The sequence below is a fragment of the Streptomyces nodosus genome (assembly GCF_008704995.1).
In the GTDB taxonomy this organism is placed as follows: Bacteria; Actinomycetota; Actinomycetes; order Streptomycetales; family Streptomycetaceae; genus Streptomyces; species Streptomyces nodosus.
On the sequence record NZ_CP023747.1, the window covers coordinates 2,072,432 to 2,086,912 of the forward strand.

The 14,481-nt window shown below is 70.7% G+C and carries 13 protein-coding genes; 8 read left to right on the forward strand and 5 right to left on the reverse strand.

Translation table 11 applies throughout. From position 1 onward, the window contains the following. The first annotated feature begins 293 nt into the window (after window positions 1-293). Entirely contained in the window at window positions 294-1,241 is a 948-nt protein-coding gene (locus CP978_RS09480) for a hypothetical protein (protein WP_043439372.1), read from the forward strand. An 18-nt stretch (window positions 1,242-1,259) separates the two neighbouring features. Here CP978_RS09480 and CP978_RS09485 read toward each other — a convergent pair whose 3' ends face one another. After that, a complete protein-coding gene (locus tag CP978_RS09485; protein WP_043439374.1) occupies window positions 1,260-1,685 on the reverse strand; it encodes a Rieske (2Fe-2S) protein in 426 nt (141 codons plus the stop codon). 278 nt (window positions 1,686-1,963) lie between these two features. Here CP978_RS09485 and CP978_RS09490 point away from each other — a divergent pair, with 278 nt between their 5' ends. After that, the gene (locus CP978_RS09490) at window positions 1,964-3,010 is read left to right on the forward strand and encodes a LacI family DNA-binding transcriptional regulator (protein WP_043439375.1); all 1,047 of its coding nucleotides are present in this window, start codon (window positions 1,964-1,966) and stop codon (window positions 3,008-3,010) included. Beyond that, window positions 3,007-3,918 carry a carbohydrate kinase family protein gene (locus tag CP978_RS09495; RefSeq protein WP_043439376.1) on the forward strand — a complete coding sequence of 304 codons (912 nt, stop codon included), beginning with the start codon at window positions 3,007-3,009 and terminating at the stop codon, window positions 3,916-3,918. The genes CP978_RS09490 and CP978_RS09495 overlap by 4 nt, the downstream gene beginning before the upstream one ends. 173 nt (window positions 3,919-4,091) lie before the next feature. On the opposite strand, the gene uvrA is transcribed toward CP978_RS09495, so the two are convergent. Further along, entirely contained in the window at window positions 4,092-7,121 is a 3,030-nt protein-coding gene (uvrA, locus tag CP978_RS09500; RefSeq protein ID WP_043448321.1) for an excinuclease ABC subunit UvrA, read from the reverse strand. 223 nt (window positions 7,122-7,344) lie between these two features. Here uvrA and CP978_RS09505 point away from each other — a divergent pair, with 223 nt between their 5' ends. The 5 genes from CP978_RS09505 (at window position 7,345) to CP978_RS09525 (ending at window position 11,462) form a co-directional block, all read left to right on the forward strand. Further along, complete coding sequence (locus CP978_RS09505; protein WP_043439378.1) at window positions 7,345-8,034, forward strand: maleylpyruvate isomerase family mycothiol-dependent enzyme; 690 nt, start codon at window positions 7,345-7,347, stop codon at window positions 8,032-8,034. A 46-nt stretch (window positions 8,035-8,080) separates the two neighbouring features. Continuing rightward, a complete protein-coding gene (locus CP978_RS09510) occupies window positions 8,081-8,737 on the forward strand; it encodes an MBL fold metallo-hydrolase (RefSeq protein ID WP_043439381.1) in 657 nt (218 codons plus the stop codon). A gap of 129 nt (window positions 8,738-8,866) precedes the next feature. Beyond that, a complete protein-coding gene (locus tag CP978_RS09515) occupies window positions 8,867-9,751 on the forward strand; it encodes an ABC transporter substrate-binding protein (RefSeq protein ID WP_043439382.1) in 885 nt (294 codons plus the stop codon). Further along, window positions 9,748-10,668 carry an amino acid ABC transporter permease gene (locus CP978_RS09520; RefSeq protein ID WP_043439384.1) on the forward strand — a complete coding sequence of 307 codons (921 nt, stop codon included), beginning with the start codon at window positions 9,748-9,750 and terminating at the stop codon, window positions 10,666-10,668. Before CP978_RS09515 ends, CP978_RS09520 begins: the two co-directional genes overlap by 4 nt. 65 nt (window positions 10,669-10,733) lie before the next feature. Then, the gene (locus CP978_RS09525; protein ID WP_043448322.1) at window positions 10,734-11,462 is read left to right on the forward strand and encodes an amino acid ABC transporter ATP-binding protein; all 729 of its coding nucleotides are present in this window, start codon (window positions 10,734-10,736) and stop codon (window positions 11,460-11,462) included. Between the two features lie 27 nt (window positions 11,463-11,489). Here the strand turns inward: CP978_RS09525 and aroQ are convergent, their stop codons facing one another. From aroQ to CP978_RS09540, 3 genes are all read right to left on the reverse strand, one after another. After that, window positions 11,490-11,963: a type II 3-dehydroquinate dehydratase gene (aroQ, locus tag CP978_RS09530; protein ID WP_043439387.1), complete on the reverse strand. Its 474-nt coding sequence runs from the start codon at window positions 11,961-11,963 to the stop codon at window positions 11,490-11,492. A gap of 141 nt (window positions 11,964-12,104) precedes the next feature. Beyond that, window positions 12,105-13,208, reverse strand: a complete 1,104-nt coding sequence (locus CP978_RS09535; RefSeq protein ID WP_107070373.1) for a calcium:cation antiporter — start codon at window positions 13,206-13,208, stop codon at window positions 12,105-12,107. 21 nt (window positions 13,209-13,229) lie between these two features. After that, window positions 13,230-14,264: a TerC family protein gene (locus tag CP978_RS09540; protein ID WP_052454068.1), complete on the reverse strand. Its 1,035-nt coding sequence runs from the start codon at window positions 14,262-14,264 to the stop codon at window positions 13,230-13,232. Window positions 14,265-14,481: the final 217 nt, after the last annotated feature.

Here is a 14,481-nt window from a genome sequence, read left to right on the forward strand (position 1 = left end):
ACGACGGTGACCGGCGGGTCGAAGGCGGTCGCACAGGTGTCGGAGGGAGGGGGCGGACGGGCGGGCGGAGCACTGAGCGGAGGCCATCATTCCGGCCACGGAGAGGTGGAGTCTTCCGCGGGGTGAGCGTCAAGTGTTGTCGGCGATTGGTCAACACGCTTCAATGCGGGGAAACTTCGGGCCGTGATCGGCGAGGTCCGTTGGTGAACGAATCTCGGACGCCCCGGCGGGCCCGGAACCCCTGCGAACGGTCTGACCAACCGTCGTGAACATTCACAGAAAGGCCCCCCGGTATGCGGCACGGCACACAGCATGCGGACGTCGTCCCGACCGAGTTGGAGGCCGCACTGCGCGGCGGCCCCTTCCATGTCGCGCTGCGCGCCGCGATCGCCGCCCGCGGACTGCCGCTGCAACGCGTGCAACATCATCTGTCGCGGTACGGGGTCAGGGTCGGTGTGACGAGCCTGAGCTACTGGCAGCAGGGGGCGCGCCGCCCGCAGCGCCCCGAGTCCCTGCGCGCCGTGCGCGCCCTGGAGGAGATCCTCCAGCTGCCGGACGAATCACTGATACGGCTGCTGGCCACGACCGACGAGGGGCCCGAACCGGACCGCCTCCCGGGCCGTTCCTACCGGCTGCTGGTCGAGGCCTCGGGGGTGCTGGAACGGCTGCTCTCCGAGCTCGAGGCGGGCACCGACGGCGGGCTGCACACCATCGGCCACCATGAGCGCGTCCGGATCGGGGCACACCGGCAGCTGCAGGCCCGGGAGTCCCAGCACATAGTGCGCGCCCACAAGGACGGGGTGGACCGCTATATGGCCGTCCACCACGGCGATCCGGGATGCGCCCCGGAGCGGATCGCGGTGCACGCGCTGGAGAACTGCCGCACGGGCCGGGTGCGATGGCACCAGGACACGGGCGTGCTGGTCGCCGAACTGCTCTTCGACACAGAGCTGCGCACCGGCGACACCCATCTCTTCCGTTACGGCTTCGAGGACGGCACCGGCGGCGCGTCCTGCGAGTACGTCCGCAGCTTCCGCCTCGCGGGCGGGCAGTACGCGCTCCAGGTGCGCTTCGACGAGGGGGCGCTGCCGGTCCGCTGCCACCGGTTCACCCAGCACTCCCCGGCCGCTCCGCGCGGCGGCCGTCAGGAGCTCGCGCTGAGCGGGCAGCACCGCTCGGTGCACCTGGTGGAGCCGCGAGTGCGCTCGGGAATCCTGGGGATCGAGTGGGACTGGGAGTGACGGGGCCCCGCCGGGCCGTCAGGACGCCGGGCCCGCCACGATCCCGCCGTTCTTCACCTCGACGGACAGCTCGGTCAGCGGCACGGAGGCCGGGGACTGCACCACCTTGCCGTCGAGCGCGTCGAACTCGCTGCCGTGGCAGGGACAGATCAGCGTGGTGCCCGACAGCTTGTTGATGGCGCACCCGGCATGGGTGCAGATCGAGCTGTACGCCTTCAAGGAGCCGTCCGCGGCGCGGCTGACCACGACGTTCGCATCCCGGTACAGCTTTGCGCCGCCCTTGGGGACCTCGCTCTCGGGGCCCAGGGTGACCGGCGCGGTCGGCGCGGCGGGCCCCGCCCCCTGCCCGCCCGGCGAACAGGCCGCGAGACCGAGCCCGGCGACCGGGGTGAGCGCCGCCCCGCGAAGGACGGTACGGCGGGTCGCCGCAGGACGGTCGGGCATGAGATCTCCACTGGTCAGGGCCCGGTACCACCGGGCGGCGGAACAGGTCGACGATACCGGTGGCGGTCGTCGCCTCCGGTGCCGGGGCGGGGGGCCGGGGTCCGCCCGGTCGCACGGGGACAGGTCGTGAATCACCACGAAGACAGGCGGGGACAGGCGGGGGGACAGGCGGGGACGGGGCGTAAACGCTTGCGCAAGCGTTTACGCCGGTCATGGAATGGGATATCTTCCCGGCCGGACCAACGTTCGAAGACCGGACCGTTCGAGGAGGGGATGCCATGGCGACCATGGCCGAGGTCGCGCGCCACGCGGGTGTGTCCGTCGCGACCGTCTCCCATGTCCTCAACGAGACCCGCCGCGTGCTGCCGCACACCCGCCGGGCGGTGCTGGACGCCGTCGAGGCGCTCGGCTACACCCCGAACACCCTCGCCCGCTCCCTGGTGACCTCCCGCACCCGCTCCATCGGGCTCGCGGTGTCGGCGATCAGCAACCCCTACTTCACGGAGATCCTCCAGGGGGTCGAGGCCCGCGCCCTGGAGCACGGTTACGGGCTGCTGATCGCCGATCCCCATGACGACCCGGAGCAGGAGTGCAAGGCCGTCCGGCTGCTGCACGAGCGCCGGGTCGACGGTGTGATCGTCGCGCCCTCGGCGGACCCGCGCGGGCTCCTGGCCCTTCTCGCGCGGCACTCCGTACCGACCGTGTTCCTGGACCGGCTGATCGAGGAGGAGCGGGCCGGCGCCGCCTTCCGCTTCGATCAGGTCTGCGCCGAGAACACCGCGCCCATGGCCCGTCTGGTCAGCCATCTCGCCGGTGCCGGCCACCGCCGCATCGCTCTGGTCGCGGGCCTGCCCGGGCTCAGCACCACGACCGAGCGGATCGACGGCTACCGGCAGGGTCTCGTGGCCGCCGGACTCCCCCACGACGAGCGACTGGTCACCGGGGGCGACTCCGCGGCGGAGGGTGCCGAGCGCGCCACCGCCGCCCTGCTGTCCCTGGCGGACCCGCCCACGGCCCTGGTCACCGCCAACAACGCCATGACCATCGGCGCCCTGCGGGCCCTGCGGGAGCGCGGGCTGTCCGTACCGGACGACCTGGCGCTGTGCTGTTTCGACGACTTCGCCTGGGCCGATCTCTTCGCACCCCGGCTCACCGCGATCTCCCAGCCCAGCAGGGAGATCGGTGCCCGGGCCGTACAACTGCTCCTGGACCGGCTGGACGCGCCGGACCGCCCCTCCCGCACCGAGCGGCTCCCCTGCACGTTCGTCCACCGCACCTCGTGCGGCTGCCCCGACACCCTCTCCCGGAAGGGAACCGCACTGTGATCGTCGTCGCCGGTGAGGCCCTCATCGACCTGGTCCCGCAGGGAACGGGCGCGCTCGCCCAGCTGAAACCCGCGCTGGGCGGCGGCCCGTACAACACCGCCCTCGCGCTCGGCCGGCTCGGCTCCCCCACGGCCTTCTGCTCCCGCACCTCCTCGGACGCCTTCGGCCAGGCCCTGCTCGACGGGTTGCGCGGCGCGGGCGTGGACGTCTCGGCGGTGCAGCGCGGCTCGGAGCCGACCACACTGGCGGTCGCCACGATCGACGAGAGCGGTTCGGCTGCGTACTCCTTCTATGTGCAGGGCACCGCCGACCGGCTGTTCACGGCGCCCGCGGCCCTTCCCGAGGGCACCCGGGCCGTGTCGTTCGGCACCTGCTCACTCGTCCTCGAACCGGGCGCGAGCGCCTATGAGGAACTGCTGCACCGGGCCGCCGCGGAGGGCGTGTTCACTGCGCTCGACCCGAACATCCGTACGGGGCTGATCCCGGACCCCGCTGCCTACCGGGCCCGTTTCAAGAGCTGGCTGCCCTCGGTGTCGCTGCTCAAGCTCTCCGAGGAGGACGCCGCCTGGCTGGGCGGCACCCCGCGCGAGTGGCTGGACGCCGGTCCCGCCGCCGTGGTGATCACGCGGGGCGGCGACGGGCTGACGGCGTTCACCCGGGACGGGGCTGAGCACTCCGTGCCGGGGGTGCCGGTCGATGTGGTGGACACGATCGGCGCCGGTGACACGGTCAATGCGGCGCTGCTGCACGGTCTGGCCGCCCGCGACGCCCTCTCCCCCGAGGCGCCGGCCGCCCTGGACGCGGAGGGCTGGACCGAACTGCTGAGCCTCGCGGCCCGGGCCGCCGCGATCACCTGCTCCCGGGCCGGCGCCGAACCGCCGTACGCATCCGAACTGTCCCTGTCCTGACCCGCCCGTTCCGGACGGCTGTCCTGACCCGCCCGTTCCGGACGGCGTACGGGATCGCTCCCGCCTGTGTCGGTGGCGATGGTCCCGGACCGCGAGGCGCTCTCTCGCCCCTCGTGGTCCGGGACCGGCCGTCCCCGCCGGGCTCCCGCCCGGGTGTCGGGCTCTGCCCGCCGTCAGGCCTTGCGCGCCCGGGTGGTCTTCTTCGCGGGTGCCGCCTTGCCGGTGACGCCGGCCGCCTTCTTGGTCGCCGTGTTGTCGGCGTTCTTCGCCGTCCGGGCCGTGGCCGTCCGCTTCGCCGCCGAGGTGGCCGCCACCGCCTTCACGGCGCCCCTGCGCGGTGACGGGACCGCATCGCTGACGCGCTCGGCGCCGAGGACCTCGCGCAGGAACTTTCCGGTGTGGCTGGCCGGGATCCCCGCCACCTCCTCGGGCGTGCCCTCGGCGACCACCAGGCCGCCGCCCGCGCCGCCCTCGGGGCCCATGTCGATGAGCCAGTCGGCGGTCTTGATGACGTCCAGGTTGTGCTCGATGACGATGACCGTGTTGCCCTTGTCGACCAGTCCGCCGAGCACCGTGAGCAGCTTGCTGATGTCCTCGAAGTGCAGACCGGTGGTCGGCTCGTCCAGGACGTAGACGGTGCGGCCGGTGGACCGCTTCTGCAGTTCGCTGGCGAGCTTGACGCGCTGTGCCTCACCGCCGGACAGCGTGGTGGCGGCCTGGCCGAGGCGGACATAGCCGAGACCGACGTCGTGCAGCGTCCCGAGGTGGCGGGCGATCGCCGGGACCGCCTCGAAGAACTGCAGCGCCTCCTCGATCGGCATGTTCAGGACCTCGGCGATGGACTTGCCCTTGTAGTGGACCTCCAGGGTCTCCCGGTTGTAGCGGGCACCGTGGCAGACCTCGCACGGGACATAGACGTCCGGGAGGAAGTTCATCTCGATCTTGATGGTGCCGTCGCCCGCGCAGTTCTCGCAGCGGCCGCCCTTGACGTTGAAGGAGAAGCGGCCCGGCTGGTAGCCGCGGACCTTCGCCTCGGTGGTCTCGGCGAACAGCTTGCGGATGTGGTCGAAGACCCCGGTGTAGGTCGCCGGGTTCGACCGCGGGGTGCGGCCGATGGGCGACTGGTCGACATGCACGACCTTGTCGACGAGGTCGTCGCCGTCCACCCGGGTGTGCCGCCCGGGGACGTTCCGGGCGCCGTTCAGCTCCCGGGCCAGGTGGGTGTACAGGATGTCGTTGACCAGGGTCGACTTTCCGGATCCCGACACACCGGTGACGGCCGTGAAGACGCCCAGCGGGAACGACACGTCGATGTCCTGGAGGTTGTTCTCCCGGGCGCCGTGCACCGTGAGGGACCTGGAGGGGTCGAGCGGGCGGCGGATGTCGGGCAGCGGGATCGACTTCTTGCCGGACAGATACTGGCCGGTCTGCGACTCGGCGTTGGCGAGCAGCCCCTTCAGGGAGCCGCTGTGCACGACCTTGCCGCCGTGCTCGCCGGCGCCGGGACCGATGTCGACGACCCAGTCGGCGACCTTGATGGTGTCCTCGTCGTGCTCGACGACGATGAGCGTGTTGCCCATGTCGCGCAGCCGGACCAGGGTCTCGATCAGCCGGTGGTTGTCACGCTGGTGCAGCCCGATGGACGGTTCGTCGAGGACGTAGAGGACGCCGACGAGACCGGAACCGATCTGGGTGGCCAGCCGGATGCGCTGGGCCTCGCCGCCGGAGAGGGTGCCGGCCGCGCGGTTCAGCGAGAGATAGTCCAGGCCGACGTCGACCAGGAACCGCAGCCGCTCGTTGACCTCCTTGAGGACCCGCTCGGCGATCTTCTTGTCCCGGGCGTCCAGCGTCAGCTCGTGCAGGAAGTCCGCGCAGTCGCTGATCGACATCGCGGAGACCTCGGCGATCGACCTTCCCATGATCGTGACCGCCAGGACGATCGGCTTCAGTCGGGTACCCGCACAGCTGGGGCAGGGCACCTCGCGCATATAGCCCTCGAAGCGCTCACGGCTGGCGTCGCTCTCCGCCTCGCTGTGCCGGCGCCGCACGAAGGGTACGGCGCCCTCGAAGGGGGTGGTGTACACCCGCTCGCGCCCGTACCGGTTGCGGTAGCGGACCTCGATCTGGGTCTTGTGGCCGTGGAGCAGGGCCTTCCTGGCGCGCTGCGGCAGGCCCGCGAAGGGGATGTCGGTCCGGAAGCCCAGCGCGTCCGCGAGGGCCCCGACGAGCCGGCCGAAGTAGTCCTTGGTGTGCCCGTGCGACCAGGGGTGGATGGCCCCCTCGTCGAGGGTCTTCTCCGGGTCCGGGACGATCAGCTCGGGGTCGACCTCCATGCGGGTGCCGATGCCGGTGCACTCGGGGCAGGCGCCGAAGGGCGAGTTGAAGGAGAAGGAGCGGGGCTCCAGCTCCTCGAAGGACAGGTCGTCGTACGCGCAGTACAGATGCTCCGAGTACATGCGCTCGCGCTCGGGGTCGTCCTCGGGGAGGTCCACGAAGTCGAGCACGACCATGCCGCCGGACAGTCCGAGCGCGGTCTCCACGGAGTCGGTCAGCCGGCGCTTGGCGGAGTCCTTCACCGTGAGCCGGTCGACGACCACCTCGATGGTGTGCTTCTCCTGCTTCTTCAGCGTGGGCGGCTGCGACAGCTGGATGGTCTCGCCGTCCACCCGGGCGCGGCTGTAGCCCTTGGTCTGGAGGTCGGCGAAGAGGTCGACGAACTCTCCCTTGCGCTCGCGCACCAGCGGGGACAGCACCTGGAAACGGCTGCCCTCCGGGAGCTCCAGGACCTTGTCGACGATCGCCTGCGGCGACTGGCGCGCGATGGGGCGGCCGCACTCGGGGCAGTGCGGCTTGCCGATGCGCGCGAAGAGCAGCCGCAGATAGTCGTAGACCTCGGTGATGGTGCCGACCGTGGAGCGCGGGTTGCGCGAGGTCGACTTCTGGTCGATCGAGACGGCCGGCGACAGGCCCTCGATGAAGTCGACGTCGGGCTTGTCCATCTGCCCGAGGAACTGCCGGGCGTACGAGGACAGCGACTCCACGTAGCGCCGCTGGCCCTCGGCGAAGATCGTGTCGAAGGCCAGCGAGGACTTGCCCGACCCCGACAGGCCCGTGAAGACGATGAGCGAGTCGCGCGGCAGGTCGAGCGAGACATTCTTCAGGTTGTGCTCGCGCGCGCCACGGACGATGAGACGGTCGGCCACGCCGGTCCGCACCTTTCTTGAGAGAAGCGACAGGGGCGGGGCCCCCGTCCCTTCACACACTAGGGGGAGCCACCGACAACGCCGGTCGGATTCCTGGGTTCACAACAATCCCCGGCCATCCAGCATGCCCGACGCCATGCTCGACCATATAGCACGTACATTCGATTTATGACTCAGCTCCGTCTCCTTCACCCGAAGGAGTGGCGGGGCTAGGGTCGGCCACATGATTGATCACGCTCACGACCTGGCGTCTGTACGTGACGCGACCGAACGACTGCTCACCGCAGCCGCCCGCATGGACAACGCGGACGTGGCCGAACCGTCACGGCTTCCGGGCTGGACCCGGGGCCATGTGCTCGCCCACCTCGCCCGCAACGCGGACGCACTCGTGAACGTGCTGGAGGGGCGGCCCATGTATGTCTCCGCCGCGGCCCGGGACGCCGACATCGAGCGGGACGCGCCGCGCCCCCTGGACGTCCAGCTCTCCGACCTACGGGAGAGCGGCGCCCGGTTCCAGAAGATCACGGACGCCCCCGCGGACTGGTCGCGGACGGTCGAGCTGCGCAACGGGGTCACGGACACCGCGGCCCGGCTTCCGTTCCGGCGCCGGGTCGAGGTGGAGCTCCACCATGTCGATCTCGGCATCGGATACGAGCTGGAGGACCTGCCGGCGGAGTTCGTCGAGCGGGAGATCGAGTTCCTCGCCGAGCGGTTCCGCGGGCACCGGGACGTGCCCGCCACGGACCTGGCTGCGGACGACGGCCGGCGCTGGACGACCGGCGGCGGCGCCGAGGGCGGTCCGGTCGTGGTGCACGGCCCCGCGCCCGAACTGCTCGGCTGGCTCGCGGGCCGTCGCGACGGATCGGCCCTGAGGACCGAGGGCGGACCGCTTCCGGCGCTTCCGCCGCTGTAGCCGTCGCACCGCGCTCGTCCGAGTGCCGCCACTATAGGCTGCCGACATGACGTACAGCGGAGCGGTGAAGGTGGGCGGCCCTGCCGATGTGCACGAGCTGCAGGACCTGATGATCACGAAGATCGCGGTCGGGCCGATGGACAACAACGCCTATCTGCTGCGCTGCCGGGCCACCGACGAGCAACTGCTGATCGACGCGGCCAACGACGCGGGCACCCTGCTCGGCATGATCGGTGACGACGGCATCGCCTCCGTCGTCACCACCCATCGGCACGGCGACCACTGGCAGGCCCTCGCGGAGGTCGTGGCGGCCACCGGCGCCCGCACCCACGCGGGACGCGAGGACGCCGAGGGCATCCCGGTACCGACGGACGTCCCGCTCGACGACGGCGACACCGTCCGCGTCGGCCGCGTCGAACTCACCGCACGCCATCTGGTGGGCCACACCCCGGGTTCCGTCGCCCTCGTCTACGACGACCCGCACGGACATCCGCATGTGTTCACCGGGGACTGCCTTTTCCCAGGAGGCGTGGGCAACACGCACAAGGATCCGAAGGCCTTCGCGCGCCTGCTCCACGACGTGGAGACGAAGATCTTCGACGTGCTTCCGGACGAGACCTGGGTCTACCCCGGACACGGGAACGACACCACCCTGGGCGCCGAGCGGCCGCATCTGCCGGAGTGGCGCGCCCGGGGGTGGTGAGCGCGGGCGGAGTGGCGGCGCGGGGGTGTTCATACGGGTGCAACATGCGTTCCCACATTGCGGACAATTGCTCGCGTGACCTCGACAAACGGGATGTCACACTGTCACTCTCCCGCCATGATTGCCGCCATGCGACTCGATCGACACGCCCTGCGCCGCGCCGCGTCCGGCGCCACCGTCGCCCTGCTCGCCCTCGCCGTGGGCTGTGCCCCGCAGCCTGAGGAGAAGGCCTCCGGCTCGACGTCCGCCACCGGCGCGGGAAGCTGCGCGAAGGGTGCGTTGGCCACCAGGACCTCCGGCAGGCTGACGATCGCGACCGACCAGCCCGCCTACGAGCCCTGGTTCAAGGACGACGAGCCGGCCGGCGGCAAGGGCTTCGAGTCGGCGGTCGCCTACGCCGTGGCCGAGCGGCTCGGCTACGGCAAGGACGCCGTCGTCTGGCAGTCCGTCCCCTTCAACAAGGCCTACGCGCCCGGGGAGAAGACCTTCGACTTCGACATCAACCAGGTGTCGATCAGCGCCGAACGCAGAAGGGCCGTGGACTTCTCGTCCGGCTACTACGACGTGCGCCAGGCCGTCATCGCCCTGAAGGGCTCCCGGGCGGCCGAGGCGAAGAGCATCGCCGACCTCAAGGACGTCACCCTGGGCGCCCAGGTGGGCAGCACCAGCCTGGACTACATCACCGACGTGGTGAAGCCGAAGCGGCAGCCGGCCGCGTTCGCCAAGAACGACCAGGCCAAGTCCGCCCTGAAGAACGGTCAGGTGGACGCCGTCGTCACCGATCTGCCGACCGCGTTCTACATCACCGCCGCCGAGGTGACCGATGCGAAGATCGTCGGCCAGTTCGAGCACCAGGGCGGTACACCCGAGCAGTTCGGTCTTGTGCTCGACAAGGGCAGCGCGCTCACCCCGTGTGTGAGCTCCGCCGTGGACGCCCTGCGCAAGGACGGCACCCTGGCCCGGCTGGAGCAGCAGTGGCTCTCCGACGCCGTCGACGCCCCGGTCCTCACATGACGTTCACCGAGCGGGAGCCCGCCGGGAGTCCGGACGCGGGCGGTACGGCGGACGGGGCCGCGGGGGACGACACCTACGTCCCCTCCGAGCGGCGGATCGCACGTGAGCGTCACCGGCGTGGCCGTGCCCGCCGCGCCACCGCCGTCGCCGCGCTCTCGACCCTGGTCACCGGTGTCGTCCTGTATCTGATCGTCGTCCATGCGCCCGGCTGGCCGCGCACCAGGGAGACCTTCTTCGACGCGGGCTACGCACGGGAGGCGTTGCCGAAGGTCCTGGACGGGCTGTGGCTCAACCTCCGGCTGCTGCTGGTGTGCGGGATCGCGGTCCTGGTCCTCGGCATGCTGATCGCCGTCGCCCGCACCCTGCGCGGTCCGGTGTTCTTCCCGCTGCGCGTCCTGGCCACCGCCTACACGGACTTCTTCCGGGGGCTCCCGCTGATCATCACTTTGATGATCGTGGTCCTGGGTGTGCCGGCGCTGCGGCTGCAGGGGGTCACCGTGGACCCGGTGCTGCTCGGCGGAACCGCGCTCACGCTGACGTACTCCGCGTATGTCGCCGAGGTGTTCCGTGCCGGCATCGAGTCCGTCCACCCCTCACAGCGCGCCGCGGCCCGCTCGCTCGGGCTCACCCACCGTCAGGCGCTGCGCCATGTGGTGCTCCCCCAGGCCGTACGGCGTCAGGTGCCGCCGCTCCTCAACGACCTGGTGTCGCTGCAGAAGGACACCGGGCTGGTCTCGATCGGGGGCGCGGTGGACGCCGTGCGGGCCGCCGACATCATCGCGGGCCGCAGTCTCAACTACACCCCGTACATCGTCGCGGGGCTGGCCTTTGTGGCGCTGACCATCCCCATGACCCGGTTCACGGACTGGGTGACGGCCCGGATGGACCGGCGGCGGGCGCAGGGAGGGAACCTGTGAGCGAGATCCTTCAGCCGGACGGCCGCCCCGAGGGCCCCGCGGACGCCGGATCGCCCGTGCTGCGCATGGAGTCCGTACGCAAGACCTTCGGCGGCTCGGTCGTGCTGCGCGACGTCGATCTGGAGGTCGCCCCGCACACGGTGACCGCGCTGATCGGTGCCTCCGGGTCCGGCAAGTCGACGCTGCTGCGCTGTGCGAACCTCCTGGAGGAGATCGACGACGGCGCGATCTGGCTGGACGGCAAGGAGATCACCGACCCGCGTGCCGACCAGGACGCCGTGCGCCGCAGGATCGGCGTGGTCTTCCAGGCGTACAACCTCTTTCCGCATATGACGGTCCTGGAGAACATCACCCTCGCCCCACGCCGGGTGCACGGTCTGGACCGGGCCGCGGCCGAGGGGCACGCCCGCGAGCTGCTGGAGCGTCTGGGGCTCGCCGCCAGAGCGGCCGAGTACCCGGACCGGCTCAGCGGCGGTCAGCAACAGCGCGTCGCGATCGTGCGCGCGCTGGCCGTGCGCCCTCGGCTGCTGCTCCTGGACGAGATCACCGCGGCCCTCGACCCGGAGCTCGTGGGTGAGGTCCTCGCCGTCGTCCGGGACCTGAAGGAGGACGGCATGACCATGGTGCTGGCCACCCATGAGATGGGCTTCGCCCGTGAGGTCGCAGACCAGGTCTGCTTCCTGGACGGCGGTGTGGTCCTGGAACGCGGCACGGCGGAGGAGGTCTTCGGCGATCCGCAGCAGGAGCGCACCCGGCGGTTCCTGCATCGCATCGTGGAGGCGGGGCGGCTCTGAGGCGCCCGGGGCCCGGGCGCCGGTGGGTCAGACCTGGGTCCGTGCCGCTCCCGCCAGGGTCGCCACGCGCTGCACGGCGAAGGCGTAGCCCTGCACCCCGCACCCCGCGATGACCGCGTCGGCCCGCTGGGAGACATAGGAGTGGTGCCGGAACTGCTCGCGCCGGTGGATGTTGGAGATGTGGACCTCCACGACCGGAAGCCCCTCACAGGCGTGGAGCGCGTCGAGGATCGCGACGGAGGTGTGCGAATAGGCCGCCGGGTTGATCACGATCCCGGCGTGGTTCAGCCGTGCCTCCTGGATCCAGTCCACCAGTTCGCCCTCGTGGTTGGACTGCCGGAAGTCCACCGTGCCCCCGTAGGCGGCCACCGCCTTCACACACAGGGCCTCGATGTCCGCGAGCGTGTCCGAGCCGTAGACCTCCGGCTGGCGGTGCCCGAGGAGGTTCAGATTGGGCCCGTTGAGGATCATGATCGGGGCGTCGGCGAGGGTGCGGGGCACGGTTCCTCCGGTCCGTTCGGGTCTGCCGGCCCTGGCGAAGGACCGCTGCTCGCCCCGGTCTATCACGATGCACCGGGCGGGTGAGGAGCCGTCCCGTCCTGCTCGGCCGAACACCCCGGCCGCCGCTGTCCGGTGTCCCGGCTACGGATTGACCGCCAGCTCCAGATACGCCGCGAACAGCACCAGATGGACGCCTCCCTGGAGGGGGGTGGCACGCCCGGGGACCACCGTCAGGGCGCTGACCACCACGGTCAGGGCGAGCAGCACCATGTGCAGGGCGCCGAGGCCCAGGACGAGCGGTCCGGAGAGCCACAGGGACGCCAGGGCGACGGCGGGGACGGTCAGACCGATGCTGGCCATCGACGAGCCCAGGGCGAGGTTGAGGCTCGTCTGGACCCGGTCGCGGCGCGCCGACCGCAGTGCGGCGATGGTCTCGGGCAGCAGCACCAGCAGCGCGATCACCACGCCCACCACGGCCTGTGGCAGTCCGGCCGCCGTCACACCGGACTCGACCGTGGGCGACACGCCCTTGGCGAGCCCCACGACGCCGATGAGAGCGAGACCGAGCATGCCCAGGCTGAAGACCGCGGCCCGGGCGGACGGGGCGTCGGCGTGGTCGTCCGCGGTGATCACCTCTCCCTGGCGGGTGATCGGGAGGAAGTAGTCGCGGTGGCGCACGGTCTGGGTGGTCACGAACAGGGCGTACAGCACCAGTGAGGAGAGCGCGGCGAAGGTGAGCTGGGCCGTGGAGAACTCCGGGCCGGGCTTGCTGGTGGTGAAGGTCGGCAGGACCAGGCTGAGGGTGGCCAGGGTCGCGACGGTGGCGAGCGCGGACCCCGTGCCCTCGGGGTTGAAGACCGCGATTCCATGGCGCAGCGAGGCGACCAGGAGGCTCAGGCCCACGACGCCGTTGCAGGTGATCATCACCGCGGCGAAGACGGTGTCCCGGGCCAGGCTCGCGGTCTTGGCGCCGCCGTCCGCCATCAGGGTGACGATCAGCGCGACCTCGATGATCGTGACCGCGACGGCCAGCACGAGCGAGCCGAACGGCTCTCCGACCCGGTGCGCGATCACTTCCGCGTGGTGGACCGCGGCCAGGACCGATCCGGCGAGCACCAGGGTCACCAGGGCGACGACCGCGCCGGGCAGGGCGCGTCCCCAGGTGAGCGCCAGCAGGACCACCGCGATCACCGGTACGACAACCGTCCAGCCCCCCAGGAGTGACCGGAGCAGCCCGACGATCATGCGGTGATCCTCTCAGAAGTGTCAGGGGCCCGCATGTCCGGTGCCGGTGCCGGTGTCGCATCCGACGCGCTCCTCGGAGGCGCCTTCGGTGGGCCTCCCGGCCTCTTCGGGCGTCTTCCGGGCCCGGGGGGCCATCAGGCTGGTGACCGTCGTGATGATCAGGACGGCACAGATCACGCCGAGGGAGACCGGTATGGAGATCTCGGGGACCCGCACGCCGGACTCGTGGAGGGCGTGGAGCACCAGCTTGACCCCGATGAAGCCCAGGATCACCGACAGTCCGTACGCGAGGTGGACCAGCTTCTTGAGCAGTCCGCCGATCAGGAAGTACAGCTGCCTCAGGCCCATCAGCGCGAACGCGTTCGCCGTGAAGACGATGTACGGGTCCTGGGTGAGGCCGAAGATCGCCGGGATGGAGTCCAGGGCGAAGAGCAGGTCCGCGGTGGCGATCGCGAGCATCACGACCAGCATCGGCGTCATGACCCGCTTGCCGTTGCGCCGGATCCACAGCCGGGTGCCGTGATAGCGGTCGGCCACGCCGAAGCGGCGCTGAACGGCCTTCAGCAGCCCGTTCTCCTCATACGTCTCGTCCTCCTGGCCGGCCCCGGCGCCCTGGATCAGCTTCCAGGCGGTCCAGATCAGGAACGCACCGAAGAGGTAGAAGACCCAGGAGAAGGACGCGACGATCGCGGCGCCCGCGGCGATGAACACGGCCCGCAGCAGCAGGGCCGCCAGCACCCCGACGAGAAGCACCCGCTGCTGGTACTTCGAGGGCACCGCGAACTTCGTCATGATCAGAACGAAGACGAAGAGGTTGTCGACGCTGAGCGACTTCTCGGTGATGTAACCGGCGAAGAACTCCCCGGCGGGCCGGCCGCCGCCGAGGACGGACAGACCCGCTCCGAAGAGTCCGGCGAGGGCGATCCAGACGACCGTCCAGACACCGGCTTCCTTGATCGATACCTCGTGCGGTCTGCGGCCGATGAAGAAGTCGACCGCGATGAGGGCGGCGAGGCCCCCGATGGTCAGGACCCACAGGGTCAGGGAAACGTTCACTGTGTCCTCCGGCATACGTCACGGCAAGTCAGCGTCGTCGCTGCCGGAGGTCTCCTCCGCCCGCGGCACCCGGCGCACGGCAGGCGCCGGGGCCGCTGGGCCGACGCCCCGGGACCAGACCTCGATCCGTACTGACGGGACGCCGAAACAATCAGGGAGTACTCCCCTCCGTGGGAAAAAGACTACACAGATCACCAAGAGAAGGTAAAGAGATTCC

Coding starts and splice junctions, on each gene's coding strand:
- CP978_RS09510 (WP_043439381.1), top strand. CDS start 8,081: ATGACGTACAGCGGAGCGGTGAAGGTGGGCGGCCCTGCCGATGTGCAC.
- CP978_RS09535 (WP_107070373.1), bottom strand. CDS start 13,208: ATGATCGTCGGGCTGCTCCGGTCACTCCTGGGGGGCTGGACGGTTGTC.
- CP978_RS09480 (WP_043439372.1), top strand. CDS start 294: ATGCGGCACGGCACACAGCATGCGGACGTCGTCCCGACCGAGTTGGAG.
- CP978_RS09515 (WP_043439382.1), top strand. CDS start 8,867: ATGCGACTCGATCGACACGCCCTGCGCCGCGCCGCGTCCGGCGCCACC.
- CP978_RS09505 (WP_043439378.1), top strand. CDS start 7,345: ATGATTGATCACGCTCACGACCTGGCGTCTGTACGTGACGCGACCGAA.
- CP978_RS09525 (WP_043448322.1), top strand. CDS start 10,734: ATGGAGTCCGTACGCAAGACCTTCGGCGGCTCGGTCGTGCTGCGCGAC.
- CP978_RS09490 (WP_043439375.1), top strand. CDS start 1,964: ATGGCGACCATGGCCGAGGTCGCGCGCCACGCGGGTGTGTCCGTCGCG.
- CP978_RS09520 (WP_043439384.1), top strand. CDS start 9,748: ATGACGTTCACCGAGCGGGAGCCCGCCGGGAGTCCGGACGCGGGCGGT.
- CP978_RS09485 (WP_043439374.1), bottom strand. CDS start 1,685: ATGCCCGACCGTCCTGCGGCGACCCGCCGTACCGTCCTTCGCGGGGCG.